Origin of the sequence: Chitinimonas koreensis (genome assembly GCF_014353015.1) — a bacterium.
Classification (GTDB): Bacteria; Pseudomonadota; Gammaproteobacteria; order Burkholderiales; family Chitinimonadaceae; genus Chitinimonas; species Chitinimonas koreensis.
In genome coordinates this window covers 2584842-2598985 of sequence record NZ_CP060704.1, presented here as the reverse complement: position 1 = coordinate 2598985, position 14144 = coordinate 2584842, and the positions used below count along the sequence as shown (strand labels likewise).

At 59.5% G+C, this 14144-nt stretch carries 8 protein-coding genes; all 8 read right to left on the bottom strand.

From position 1 onward, the window contains the following. Positions 1-964 precede the first annotated feature (964 nt). On the bottom strand, positions 965-1225 hold the full coding sequence (locus H9L41_RS11100; protein ID WP_187523831.1) for a hypothetical protein: 261 nt from the start codon (positions 1223-1225) through the stop codon (positions 965-967). A 169-nt stretch (positions 1226-1394) separates the two neighbouring features. Next, on the bottom strand, positions 1395-1910 hold the full coding sequence (locus H9L41_RS11095) for an Imm21 family immunity protein (RefSeq protein WP_187523830.1): 516 nt from the start codon (positions 1908-1910) through the stop codon (positions 1395-1397). Between the two features lie 255 nt (positions 1911-2165). After that, the gene (locus H9L41_RS11090) at positions 2166-3341 is read right to left on the bottom strand and encodes an RHS repeat domain-containing protein (protein ID WP_187523829.1); all 1176 of its coding nucleotides are present in this window, start codon (positions 3339-3341) and stop codon (positions 2166-2168) included. 657 nt (positions 3342-3998) lie between these two features. Further along, positions 3999-4445, bottom strand: a complete 447-nt coding sequence (locus H9L41_RS11085) for a hypothetical protein (protein WP_157461985.1) — start codon at positions 4443-4445, stop codon at positions 3999-4001. Positions 4446-4872: 427 nt separating this feature from the next. After that, on the bottom strand, positions 4873-7869 hold the full coding sequence (locus H9L41_RS11080; protein ID WP_187523828.1) for an RHS repeat-associated core domain-containing protein: 2997 nt from the start codon (positions 7867-7869) through the stop codon (positions 4873-4875). An 86-nt stretch (positions 7870-7955) separates the two neighbouring features. Then, complete coding sequence (locus H9L41_RS11075; RefSeq protein ID WP_187523827.1) at positions 7956-9971, bottom strand: hypothetical protein; 2016 nt, start codon at positions 9969-9971, stop codon at positions 7956-7958. Beyond that, complete coding sequence (locus H9L41_RS11070; RefSeq protein WP_265584042.1) at positions 9905-11863, bottom strand: Ig-like domain-containing protein; 1959 nt, start codon at positions 11861-11863, stop codon at positions 9905-9907. Before H9L41_RS11070 ends, H9L41_RS11075 begins: the two co-directional genes overlap by 67 nt. A 210-nt stretch (positions 11864-12073) precedes the next feature. Further along, positions 12074-13612 (bottom strand): carbohydrate-binding protein, encoded by a 1539-nt coding sequence (locus tag H9L41_RS24655; protein ID WP_028445969.1) that lies wholly within the window; start codon positions 13610-13612, stop codon positions 12074-12076. Positions 13613-14144: the final 532 nt, after the last annotated feature.

Sequence of the window (14144 nt, the reverse complement as noted above, 5' to 3'; positions counted from 1 at the left end):
ATACTGCCGGCATCTTTCCCAGTCGGCATAATATAAATCTTCTTGGCGGGCAATTTTTCGAATCTCCCCATTAAAAGCATTCTTGTTGGTAGAGACACACCAGCATTGCAATCGATTGCAATGCCATTAATGGTATAAATATACTTGCGATGGCCAAGGAGATTTTCCGGGCTACGCCGTCCTTCCACATGTTCATCCAATAGGAAACTAGCAATAGCAATGCTGTTGGAACAATGAGTAACAAAAATATATGCACTGCAGCCGATAAATTTCCTCTTCCAAAAAGTGACTTAACGGTGAGCATCCATGCAATATGATATGCACAGCTTAGAAGGAAGGTTGTTGCAAGAAATTTCCGCAAAGACATTTTTACTTTCCTCGCCCAATTGGAATCGTCCTTTCAAAGCCTGGGACTATAACTCCGGCTTTTCGAACGTCATCCAGGACCGGGAAATAGTAGTGCCCGGTAGCATATTTCAGCATCCCACTGACATATGAGTTGCTATTGTATCCCCATAGCATCTGCCCCACCCCGAGCAATGGGAAGTTGTATGGATGATTATTTTGATAAAGACTTAAGCCTTCTAGTGGCTTTTCTTTAAATTGAGCAACGTCCTATTGGAGGCGGCAGTTCCATGAAAAACCTCGGAGGCTGATGTGGGTTATGCTCTATAGAACATGGTACATGCAGCCCGACAGGAATGCGAAAGTAAGGAATCTTCGCAAAGTCATTTCATTCACACCTTCCAATTGGGATTGACCTTTCAAACTCATAGATTATGAAGCTAGCCTTCACCCTCTACGCTAAATACAATTAGCCCCGACATGCGCCGCAGCCTCAAATGCTGCGACCAGTACCAGCGCCCCATCCCGGCGGCGGCCCGATGCGCCGCCAAGTTTCCACCGGCCACTTCACCGGCCGCCACAGCCCCCTCCCGTGACGTGCACACTAGATCGCATAGCCTCATTTAGATCGCAAGCGCTTAAGAAATGGCTCAGGGTCAATTGAAATTAATCTCGCTAAATTTACGACCATGTTAACAACTTCAAGCGGCGCTTCTTTTTCTTCTTCTGTATATATTGCCACTGCAGTCTTCAATGCCAATCCGTACTCGCCAACATCTATGTAATCTTGTATCCCTCCCCTTTCAGATTCAGAAAGTGTTGACAGGGTTGCACGCATTAGTGCCGTAGAGCTCGATTCGATAATCGCAAAGTCGGGCATAGAGAATGTACCTCGCTATTTTAGATTCTATTTACACCAGACCCCTTTTCCGGATAGCCAGTTATTGCCAAGTGAACTGTCCTAACGTCATCAGTTGCGCTACCGACAACCTCACCAACGGGCTGGCCATTCGGCGTGAGAATGTTAGCGCTTCAACGGAACCAAAAGCTTATCTGGACAGTGGGCTGGGCAGTGCTGATGTCGCCATTGAAACGATCTGCGGTGAACCAAACTGATGAATCAAGACTGATGTCCGATCATCCGGCTCACATTGCTTGGTGATTATTGTATATTTACCAGGTGGAATATTAAAGAACAAGTGCATGTCACCCATGTCCCAGCCGGGATACGCCGAATCAAACAACACTAGTTCGCCCGTTTTAATTTCTACATCCACCGACTCGACTGAGTCCATGGCATCAATATCTCCAGCATCCTCAAGTAATTGGATTACATCCACATCTGGATCAGCATAGAATATTCGAACAATAGAAAAGAAACCGTCTTTACAATGCCAAGTCCGCGTCTCTAGTGGCATATCGCCCAAAATCAATGCATTACCACTATCTAGCTCAATGACCCCCAAGTAGTCCTGCACACTGCAAGCCATTTGATAGTCGTTTGCATAGCCCTCCGCCAATGCTGCTGCCGTACTACTTCCTTCAACCCCTCGCCACTGATGCACTAGTGTACGCTCCATACATATAAGTGGCCCCCGCCAGATTTGATCCATTCTGCGCTACCATCGCTTGCCTTTACGGTTTCGGAAGCCATCGAATTCTCCCTCCTTGTTCATTGCTACATGTTTTACATTGTGGGTAATACCGCTGAGGCTTCCCTTCGGGATTTAACTTGGTTGGGTCTTGATGATCACCAATCCAATTTCCGCTCTTTGTGCCAGGATCTTTGGTGCCACATGTGTGACAACCATCTCGGTCACCTATTTCATTAATTTTATCCTGCTGCTCTTTAGTCGGCCTGGAGCTTGGGCCAGCCGGTACAGAGTCCCAGCATACGGCCCCGGCCCTACATTACTTGGAACTTCACTATTTGCCCCTTCTACACCACCAGAATTCAGACTCTCAGCATCTGCCTCGGCATCGTCCTTTGTCAGTATTTCGTAAGTAAAGTACGCACCTACGGCTACTGCCACGCCACATACAATGCTCCTTACACAGGCCGCAGCCGCACCCAATGCAGGGGGCGCCGCCGCGACCAGCACTGGCGCGCCCATCCTGACAGCTGGGCCAGCAGCCGCCCATCGTGCTGCCAAGGTTCCCCCCGCCACTTCGCCTGCCGCCATCGTCCCCTTGACGCGCGCCAGCTCGCGTAGCCCTCGCTTGACCTGACATAGTCGCAAACATTGCCCTACGACCTCAATCCGCTGCTCAGCCAACCGCTGCCCTGCGATCTCAATTCGCTCGGGAACTTGCTCAACTAACTGATCGGCTCTGTATCCACTGGGATCGGTCAGATTCGTCGGATTGTTCCATACGTAGCTGCACCGGTTGTAGCTCTGGCTGTAGTAAGGCGCCTGAATGATCGGATCGGCGCTGATGAACCTCGCCACCAGCGGGTCGTACACCCGCCCATTCATGTGCACCAGGTCCAGCCCGTCCAGCATCTCGTGGCCGGTAAAGCCCTTGTTGTCCACAACGCCGTCCAGCGTATCGAGGGTCGTGGCACCATCTAAGCTCCGCCGCTTGCCCCACGCGTCGTAGGCCAGCTTTTCCTTCAGGGCGCCCGCCTGGTCAGTGATGCCAATCACACTGCCCAGCCGGTCGGTATGGATCCAGTTCAGTGTGGTCGTCGTCGTGCTGCCATTCACCACGTCGATCTCGACGCCCAGGTCGCTCGGCCAGTAGGTCTTGATCGTCCAGATGCCTGCCTTGTTTTCCGCTTCCTGACTGCCCGCGTAGTAGACCGTACTGCCGTCCTGCTTCAACTGCTTGGTCCGCTGATGCTCCGGCCCGTAAACGAACTCGCTCGAGACGCTACCCTCGGTGATCTTCTTGGGCATGTCGAAGCTGGTCCACGTCAGCGTGCGGTTCGCGCCACTGGTCTGGTTGCCGTTGTCGTCATAAGCGAAGGCGCCGATGCCGGGGATGCTCTGCACCGCATGCGGCCGGGTAGTCCTTGGCCGTGGAGGTGCCGGTATAGCTTTCCACCAACTGACCGCAGCTCTTGGTGGTCGCGCAACTGGCCGGCGTGGTGGCATGGTCGTTTCAACCCTGAAGTGCAACGCCCATTTTTGGATTGCTGATTTCCCGCTGAAACACCTCGGCCCATTTTTTCAAAGCCCAGACATTTGCGCGGACGATTATTTAGACTGCGCAATATTACTCAGGTATGTCTGCGAAAACACCGACAGATCGTAGCCTGGTCAAATTGTAGGATCGATGAGTTGCTGTTGCTTCGAGTGACAGCCACTCGTTAGTCCATCGCTTTACTAAGTGAATTCGACGGGAGCTTATCTCGTCGAAATCTTGATTAATCGGGAACTTATCGTTCCGCAGCCGCGTGGGCAGATAAAACCTGCCCACCCTACTTGGCTGCGCCGGCGCGCCGGCCTGGCCTTCGCGCTCATTGCTGTGCCATGCCACCTCCGGCGAGAACCAAATCGTCAGGTCGCCTCGGGCTTGCAGGCTGCGGTTGTACTCATACCAGTTCGTCGTGCGGCATCGGGACTTCGGCGGCTTCATGTAATCAACCTGCAACCCACGTCAAGCCTGGCTCGGGGAGGTTATGCAACAAGGCCACTCGGAGGCATTTTTTAATAGGGAACATCAAATTCATCAAGACTTCCCAGCACACATTCCGAAAAAGAATGTATTTTCTGCAGTTCATCTAATACTGCTCCGCTCTTGCCATAGACATAGAAATACGCACCATCCACAAGCCGAACAGTTAGGTCCGCGCCTCCGATTAGAGCTAGATCTTCATCATCAGCAACATCTCCAGGCTCGAATACATAAAGGTAGAAGAATGCCCAATCATACTGAGCAGCAATACCGACACGTTTCATGAAAGTATCGATAGTCATCAAGGTCCCATCCGCACCAAGCAACCCAGGTGTGGCACCCATCAAGTCTTTAAGCAAGACGTACCGAATATTTAACATTGCGACTATTGGTTCAAGGAACCTTAGAACGCTACTTCCCGACAGAAGGTTCTGGTCCCGAATTACAAGCTGAAACCATTTATCACTAACTTTGTTCATTTTCGCTTCAGCTCCTATGGGCGAATAGGCTCTGCATTGCCGACACTATTAGGACCTGTTGCCGGATGCCAGTGTGGGTTGGGGTGATTCTGTGGCCGACCATGATCCGTTACGTCAGTTCGACCTTCGAATTTGCCATTCTCACCAAAGGTTGCACCTTGCGTATAGGAACCACCCTTGCTACCGGGTCTTGTCCCGATGGTTGTATGAGGCCCTTCAGCATCGGGGTGCGGCACATAGTTCCCAGATTCGTCGCGAGGTAGATCACTCTTAGGCTGATTGTCTTTTCCTTGTCCTCTCTTCTTGTCTTCAGTGTTTGTACCACCAGCATTTAGACTCTCAGCATCTGCCTCAGCATCGTCTTTTGTCAGTATCTCGTAAGTAAAGTACGCACCTACGGCCACTGCTACTCCGCATACAACACTCCTTACACATGCCGCCGCCGCACCCAATACAGGGGGCGCCGCCGCGACCAGCACTGGCGCGCCCATCCTGACAGCTGGGCCAGCAGCCGCCCATCGTGCTGCCAAGGTTCCCCCGCCACTTCGCCTGCCGCCATCGTCCCCTTGACGCGCGCCAGCTCGCGTAGCCCTCGCTTGACCTGACATAGTCGCAAACATTGCCCTACGACCTCAATCCGCTGCTCAGCCAACCGCTGCCCTGCGATCTCAATTCGCTCGGGAACTTGCTCAACTAACTGATCGGCTCTGTATCCACTGGGATCGGTCAGATTCGTCGGATTGTTCCATACGTAGCTGTAACGGTTGTAGCTCTGGCTGTAGTAAGGCGCCTGAATGATCGGATCGGCGCTGATGAACCTCGCCACCAGCGGGTCGTACACCCGCCCATTCATGTGCACCAGGTCCAGCCCGTCCAGCATCTCGTGGCCGGTGAAACCCTTGTTGTCCACTACCCCGTCGAGCGTGTCGAGGGTCGTGGCGCCATCCAGGCTCCGCCGCTTGCCCCACGCGTCGTAGGCCAGCTTTTCCTTCAGGGCGCCCGTCTGGTCAGTGATGCCAATCACACTGCCCAGCCGGTCGGTATGGATCCAGTTCAGCGTGGTCGTCGTCGTGCTGCCATTCACCACGTCGATCTCGACGCCCAGGTCGCTCGGCCAGTAGGTCTTGATCGTCCAGATGCCTGCCTTGTTTTCCGCTTCCTGACTGCCCGCGTAGTAGACCGTACTGCCGTCCTGCTTCAACTGCTTGGTCCGCTGATGCTCCGGCCCGTAAACGAACTCGCTCGAGACGCTACCCTCGGTGATCTTCTTGGGCATGTCGAAGCTGGTCCACGTCAGCGTGCGGTTCGCGCCACTGGTCTGGTTGCCGTTGTCGTCATAAGCGAAGGCGCCGATGCCGGGGATGCTCTGCACAGCGTGCGGCCGGGTTGCCGTCGCGCCTTGCGTGGGATAGACGTAGCTGCCCGTGCCGGCGCCCGTCTTGCTCAGCAGATTGCCGATCGCGTCGTAGGTGAAGTTCTGCCGTACCTTGCCCGACACTTCGCTCCACTCGAGCCGGTTCAGCGTGTCGTAGGAAAAGGTCTCCGAGAAGCCCGTGCTGCCGTCCCAGTACTGCGTGCGCAGGCTCACGTTGCCCAGCAGGTCGTACTGGTAGCCCTCATCCAGCCGCACTGCAGCCGCGGCAGTCTTGAGCGTGTCTTTGGTCAATCGGCCGGTGTTAGGGTTGTAGACCGTGTCGATATTCAGGCCATTGCCCAGGCTGGCCTGTAGTACGCGGTTAGCCGCGTCCTGCGCGTTCGATTGCCACAGCACCAGGCTGCCCCGCTCGATCCGCGCCAGGTAGCCCAGTGCGTTGTAGCGATTGTCGTAGCCCTTGACCGTACCGCCGCTACGCTGGACCGTCAGCTTGCTCGGCCGGCCCCATGCATCGTAGGCCTGGGTCCTGGCATAGCTGGTGGTGTCGAGCACCGTGGTAGTGGTGTTCGGCCGGCCCAGGCTGTCGTAGAGGTGTAGACGCCGGTAGTCCTTGGCCGTGGAGGTGCCGGTATAGCTTTCCACCAACTGGCCGCAGCTCTTGGTCGCTGCGCAGCTGGCCGGCGTGGTGGCGTGGTCGTAGACCCAATGGCTTTCCAGGTCCGGCTCGTAGCGGGCCGTCATCCGACCCAGCGCGTCGAACTCGAACTTGGTCGACTGGCTCGCCGCGCGCTGCTTCGGGCTGATTTGCTGCCACACCTGGCCCAGTGGGTCGACGTCGTAGTGGATCAGGCCCAGGTCAGGGTCCTGCAGGTCGGTCTTGCGGCCCAGCGCGTCGTACGTGACCTTGATCACATTGCCGTTCGGGTCGGTGGTCTGGCTCAGGTTGCCCCAGGCGTCACGGCCGAACAGCGTCACGCCGGCCTTGGCGTCGGTGCTCCGCACCAGCAGGCCCAGCGCGTCGCGCTCGTCGGTCTTGCTCTGGCTCTTGGCATTGGTCTGGATCGTGACCAGGCCCTTGTACTGCGTGGTGGCGCTGCGTTCGGTACCGGCTTCGTCGCGGGTCGTGACCGCCGTCACCCGGTCGAGCGCATCGTAGGCCTGGCGGCTGGCCAGGATTGCGGCGTCGGCGCTGTAGCGCGGCTGGTCGGCTTCCCACGGCCGGCCGCGGCTGTCGTAGCGTTGGTCGGTGACGATGGCACGGCCGTCGTAGCCGTAGGTCTGCGTGCGCAGCACGTGGCCGGCGCTGTCGCGGTAAGCCAGGCTCGGCACGGCGATGCGGTCCGCGCCCTTGAAGTGATCGGCGATCTCGACGTGCGTCGCGTTGACCGGGCAATTGGCATCGCACTGCTCGAGGTAGTAACGGGTCTCGGTGCCGTCGGCGCGGGTTTCCTTGGTCTTGCGGCCGAAGCCGTTCACCGTCCAGGTCGTGGTCAGGCCATTGGGGCCGGTCAGACTGGTCTGCACGCCGGTCTTCGGGTCGTAGGCGCGTGTCTCGGCTTGGCCGATCGCGTTCTTCACCGTGGTCGGGAAGCGGCCCTTGGCGTCGTAGGTCACGTCCTCGATCACGCGGGTCTTGTCGGTGTTGCTGGCCGGATCACGCCAGGCCAGCGTCTTCTTGTTCACCAAGCCAAAGACGTTGGCGCTGCGGTCATAGCTGGTCACCAGCTTGTATTTGAGACTGGTGTCGGTCGGTTCGCGCGTTTCGGTCTTCAGGAGACCCTGGGCGTCGTAGTCGTAGTCGATCACGCGCGACATGGTCACGCCGTCGCGGGTCTTGCTGGCCGTCACCCGGTCGGGCCGGCCGATCAGCCAGGTGGTGGCGTCGTTGAGGTAGGTGGTGACCGTCCTGGCCGTGTAGGTCTTGCTGCCGCCGGTGACGCCGCCGCTCACCGTCACGTCCTGCTGGGTCAGGTTGCCCCAGCCGTCGCCATAGGTGTTGATCGTGGTGGTGGTGCCGAGCGCGCTGCCGTCCAGGTCCCGCCGGGTCACGACACTTTGTCTGACGTAGGGGAGGGCGGTCTTCTGCCCATTTGCCAGCGTGCTCGAAATCAGCCCGGGCGTGCTGACGGCGTCATTCAGAATGACACTGCCGATCTGCAAGCGACTAGTGGTCGCCATGCCGGTATATGGCCAAGCCAAATTGTTCCAGTCGGTCTGGATATCTCCGCGGATCGGATCGGTACTCTGCTCCAGGGCAAAGCCGAGCTGGCCCCGGCCTTGCAAGTCGAGCATGGCACCTGCGTAGCTATAGCGGTTCTCCAGCCAGCCCCCTGGCCGTTGCCCTGGCGCAAGGTGTAGACAAGCGGGCCAACCTGGCTCGGATTGAGTCTGCGAGTCGGCCAGGCTACGGTCAGCGGCTGGCCGTCAGCCTGCTTGACGGCGGAGGTATAGGTGCTGGCGACGTTAGCTCTGACATAGCTGACCTGCGTCTGGTTGCCCAATCCATCGGTGACGCTGACCAGCTTGTCGGCCTCCGGTAGCGGATTCAGCCGATAGAGGCCGAATCGCTGCATGGGATCGATCTCTCGCACGAGGCCGACCGAAACGAGGTCGAGCAAACCATCGCCGTCGAAATCGCCGACCCGGCCGAAATTGTCGCCGCTACCGCCGACCGGATCACGACTTGCCGCGGCGCAGTTGAGAGTGCCGAACCTGTAGCGGCAGAGACTGCTCCTGCCGAACAATTCCGGCTGGCCATCGCCGTCCACGTCGGCAATCTGTCCTGCATCAGGCGCTGGCAAACCTGTGGCAGGCGGATTCTGCCAATTGCAGTCGAAACGGCTACCGGTGGAGTAGCAGAACAGCGTCCCAGTCAGGACCGTCCCAAAAGGATTGCTCGAAAACATGAACAGCGCGTCGGCATAGCCATCGCCGTTGAAGTCACCGACCAGGCTCCCTCCGACCTTGGATTCCATCACTTGGTAAGGCGACAAGGCGCCGCCCTGGTACCAGGTTTGACAGACCGCGCCAGAGGATTGGCCACGGCAGACCTCGAGGGTGACGCCCAAGCCCTGCTTGAGGCGGGTGGGATCGATGCGGGCGATATCGGCCAGGCCGTCGCCGTCGAAGTCGCCCAGGCTGGGACGGCCTGCGCGTTCCGGCACCAGCGTTTCACCGTCGAGTGCGACCGGTTCGTGCACATTGGCGAGCTTGCCGTAGTTGCTGCCCGCTTGGCATTCGAACCTGCTGCCGGTGGAACGGCACAAGGCGCCGGCGTAAGTCTGGTAGTCAGTCTTGACGATGATGTCGTCACGGCCGTCACCATCGAAGTCGACTACGCGGTATTGGCTCTTGCCATACTGATCGACGCCCCGGCGATAGATGGAGCCCATCCAGTCACGGCAATCGAAGCCGGCGGTACCCTTGGCGTAGGTGGAAAGACAGACCTGCCAATGGCCTGGGGCGGGTGTTTCGGCTTCGTAGGCATAGTCCGAAACACCGTCCCCATCGAAGTCGCCGACCAGCTTGTTGGCGCCATCGAGCGTACCCGGCTGGACGACCATACTGGTACCGTCGAACAGCATCAACACTTGGCCGAGCAGATCGGAACGGCCGTCGCCGTTGAAATCGCCGGGCTGCAAGGTCGGGTCGGCGTCGAAGCTGGTGAAACGCTGCCAGAGTTCGCCAACGCCAGCGCTACCCCAGCCGAAAGTCGTGGCGGGCAGGCAGGTATTCGCGCTGTCGCATGCCTTCACCTGCTTGAGCTGGCTTCGCCCGCTGGTCGAGCTGACGACGTAAGTCAGCGCATAGTTCAATGCAAGCGCTCCACCACTCCCATCCGCTGCCGTATCGGCGTAGGTTCGGATGGCGTAGAGACGCTTACGCCGATCGATATGGCTACCCGCCAGGTAAAGGGCATCTGCATCCGGCCGGTCCTCATAGAGGAACTCGACCTTGGCATGGTGGTTCAGTCCTGCAGCGGTATTTGCGCCCCAGCGGATGTTCTTGAGCAGGTGCTCGCCGGTCGTCGCATTTTCGTCGTACTGGTAGTCGATTCGATTGCCGGAGCGGTCCTCCACGCGACTCAGCGCCCAGCGATAGGCCTGCCCGTCGCTTCTACCCTGCCCATCGACGTAGCTGTCTTCCAGCAAGCCGTAGTAGAGCGTCCGACCCTCGCGGGTCTCGACCTTGAAGCCCTGCTTGCCGGCCGAGGGCCGGTATAGCGGGTAATGCGGCTGAAGCTCTCGATCTCGGTACGGTATTCGGCGTTCGTGGCCCAGTAGGACGCATCGGTGGGTGGCTGGCCCGCCGTGGCCGGGCCATTGGCCAGCACGAGGCGCTGACCGTCGAGGCAGAGCCGGTCGGTCGTGGCGAAACGGACCGTGTCGGCCTTGCCGTCTTGCGCCAGTGTACGGCCGCAGCGATGAATGGTAGACAGCCCGGTCAGTTGCCAACCTTGACCCAACGCGCCATTCGGCCCTCGGCTGCTGTAGCCCAATGCCAGGCTTGGGACCAGCCCGGCAGTGCCTGGCGGTACGCTGATCGGCAGGCTGTAGAGAACTGCGCCGTCGCTGACGGTAATGCCGGCCGGCAGATTGCCTGCTTCGGCGTTGGCCAAGTGCGGCGGTTGGATCGATACCGGCAGCAATGCATCGGCAGCCGGAATGCTGAAGCTGCCCGACTGGGTCAGTTGCGCATTGCTGCCGCCCGATTGCGATACCCCGTGCACATAGAGCACCTTGCCGGCGTAGGTCGCGCGATAAGCGGCCAATGGAATTGACCAGCGATGGGCGGTGCCGCTGGTGGCACAGTTCTGCGCAATCGTTGCGTTGCTGGCTTGGTTGGCGGTGGTGCTGGTCAGCAGAGTGCCGGTCCCGGCCGCGCCGTTGGCATAGAGCTGGACGGTGATCGACTGGTTGACCCGCTTGTCGCAGGCCCAGCCATTGAGCGAGGGATTGCCGGCCGCGTCGTAGACGATGCCGTCGACGCCGCCCAGCACCGGGCCGGGCGGCGGCGCCGGCATGGTGTAGCTGCCCGACTGCGGCAGCGCCAGGTTGCTGCCGCCGATGGTAGAAATGCCGTGCACGTACAGCGTCTTGCCGGCCTGCGCTTCGCGGTAGGCGGCGAGCGGGATGGTCCAGCGATGGGCCACGCCACTGGTAGCGCAAGCGGTCGAGACCGCAGCCTCGCTGGCCAGGTTGGCGGTGGTGCTGGCGATCATGGTGCCGCCGGCACCAGCCGCACCGCCGGCATAGAGATGCACTGCGATCGATTGAGCGGCAGCCTTGTCGCAGGCCCAGCCGACCAGTTGCGGATTGCCCGACACATCGTTGGTGATGCCTTCGACGTTGCCGGTGACCGGGCCGATGCCTGCCACGTTGACGGTCGCTTCGGCACTGTCGGCCGAGGCGCCGCTGTTGTCGTAGGCACGGAGAAGGATGCGGCGGGTACCGGGTGCGAGCGCCACGCTGGTATTGACGCTGGCGGCAGCGATGTTGGCGGCGACGCTGCCATCGACCAGTACCTCGATGCGGGCGATGCTGCCGTCGCTGTCGCTGGCCGAGCCCGTGACCGCGACTGCGATGGTGCCGTTGTAAGGGGATTTGACGCTGCTACCTGAGGCAGGTGCTGACAACTGGGTTGTCGGCACCTGATTGGCAGTGACCGTCGCCAGGACAGTATTGCTGTCTCGGCTTCTATTGCCGCCATCGTAGGCTCGGGCGACAAAGCTATAGCTGCCAGCCGACAAGCCGCTGACCGCGGTGCTGAAGCTGATCGCAGCTGCATTGGATGCGGTGCGCTGATCGATCAATACGCCGTTGCGATAAAGCTCGACTTTGGCCAACCGGGCTCTATCGCCGTCATCGGTAGCGGACACTGCGAGAGACAGGCTGGCGGGAGCGAGGTAGCTGCCACCGCTGGCCGGGGATGTAATGGAGACCAACGGCGGGACGCAGAGAATCTCAGTCCCTTCGTTGTAGCAACCTGCTTTCGCAAAGAGCGGCGCCAATACCAGGCAGCTTGTCACCAATATTCCACGCATCATCGATCCCTGCTGGCTATTAGAAGCAAAATTAAAAAAGACCCATAAGGGCCTGATATTGCATTGTCATTTACAAAGGCCAAGTCACTTGACCCACGGCGAAATATATCGCAGTGCTTCTGTGAACTACCAGCCCGCCTGGCTGTCGTCGAAAAAATGGCACACCCGCAGGTATGCCATCTCTATGCGACTTTGCCCGACTTCTATGTCTTACAGCTGCACATTGGTCGTCGCATTGAACTTGATCGCCAGATTGGTCTCGAGGTTGGCGATCGCGCTCTCCAGCACGCCGAAGATCTTGGCGCGGTCGGCCGCATTGCTCAGGTCCAGCGTCGCCGTGCTCGCCACCCCGTTGTAGGACAGCGCGGCATTGAACGCCGTCTGCGCCTGCGCCGCCGAGATCGTCAGGTACTGGCCGCCGCTCTGGTAGCCGAGCTTCTGGAACACGTTGGAGAACACCGTCGCCAGCAGCGGGATCTTGAAGGCGACGTGGTTGTTCGGCGTGACCAGGGTGGTGGCGCTGGTGGTCGGGATCGGCTTGTTGTAGAGCTGGTCGAGGTAGTAGTGGACCTGGTAGGGATACTGCTCGTAGGTATCGGTCTTGCCCCAGACCGAGGCGTAGTTGTTGACCGTGGCGATGGTGGCGGCCGTGGCGGTGGCGCCCTGGGTGCTGTAGCGCTTCATCAGCGGCCCGTAGAAGCCCTGGTTGTAGGCGACGTTGAGCAGCACTTCGAGGAAGTTGTTCGGCAGGTTCTTGAAGTTGGCCAGCGCGTTGTCGTAGTCGGGTTGCCACGGCGTGGTCCAGCCGCCGGTGCCCTTGCCGATCTCCACCAGCGCGATGAAATCGGTGTAGTGGAAATAGGCCGTCAGCATCGGGCTGTAGTACTTGTCGTTGAACGACGGCGGCGTCGGCTTGGTGTTCTGGGTGGCCGCGGTGGCCATGGTGTAGCCGATGTTCTTCTGCAGCGCCACGTAGTTGATCAGCGAGTGGCCGGCCGGCGCGTAGCTGCCCGACACCATGTCGGCCGCGTAGTTGTTGATCTGGTAGGGGCCGCCCTGGCCGGTGCCCATCACCGAGGCCTGGTCGGGCGAGGGCGCGATCAGGTTGCCGCTGGCCTTGTAGTAGGTGCCGGTGGCGATGTTCTCCTGCAACAGCTGGGCCAGGATCGAGCCGTACATGTAGTCCTTGTTGAACTGCATGCCCGGGTAGTACTGCTTGACCAGGTGGCCGTACATCACGCCGGCCACGTAGTTCGACATGATGAGATCGGTGAAATTGTCGCCGTCGAGCGTGAGCTTGTCCTGCGCCGTGCCGACGCCGAGCAGCAGGTGGTAGTCGAGCGTGCCGCTGCTGACCACGCCGCCCGGGGTCGGGGTGGGCGTTGGCGTGGGAGTCGGGGTGGGCGTCGCAGTGGGGGTCGGTGTCGGCGTGGGGGTGGGAGTCGGCGTAGGCGTAGGTGTCGGGGTGGGGGTCGGCGTCGGCGTGCCGCTGCAGACCTCCAGGTAGCCCCACAGCGACGGGGTGCTGGCCGGGTTCCAGTTGGAGCCGGCATAGGCGGTATGGGTCTGCAGCGCCTTGTAGTTCTTGCCGAGGTAGGACGCCTGGGTGTTGACCGTATAGGTCTTGCCCTCGGCCCAGGCCGCGGCGCAGCTGGCCGCCAGGGCCGACGGGGCATGGAGCGCGCCGGCGACCGCCAGGCTCAGGGTGATGGCGCGCAGCGCGCGCCGCTTGGTCTTGCAGTGGGACATGGTGAGGTTTGCTCCATCCTGATCGTTGTTGGCACTCGAGTGGACTTGTTCTTGTCCTTCGCGCCTCGCCATGCCGATCGATTCCGGCCGCTCCGGAGCGGTTGTCCAGATTGGCCGGGATGCCATGCCGAGGTCATCGACATGCTAGGACAGGCTTTGCCGCATTCAAGTAATTCATTTCAAATCATTTACTTGCAATTCGTAGTCATGAAATTCGAATTACGGGCATTGCTGCGGAGCAGCACGAGCAAGCGCCCGGCCGGTTTCCAGGGACGGGCAGACAAGTAATATTCAAGTGGTATTTTTCGAGGAATTCGAAGCCATCCGGCGCAGGCCCGGAAATGGCGAAATGGCGGCGTCGCAATCAGGCCGCGGATCAACTGGTCTGGCCGGACGGCCTCTGCGCGGTTTCGGTCCCAGCCGCGAAGGTCATGTCGGTCCATCCGGACTCCGGCCGCCATGCGATCGATAACACGTAATCGGCCTCCGGCCGGGCCGGGAAACTACCGGAATCGGCCCGCGCCGACCGTCG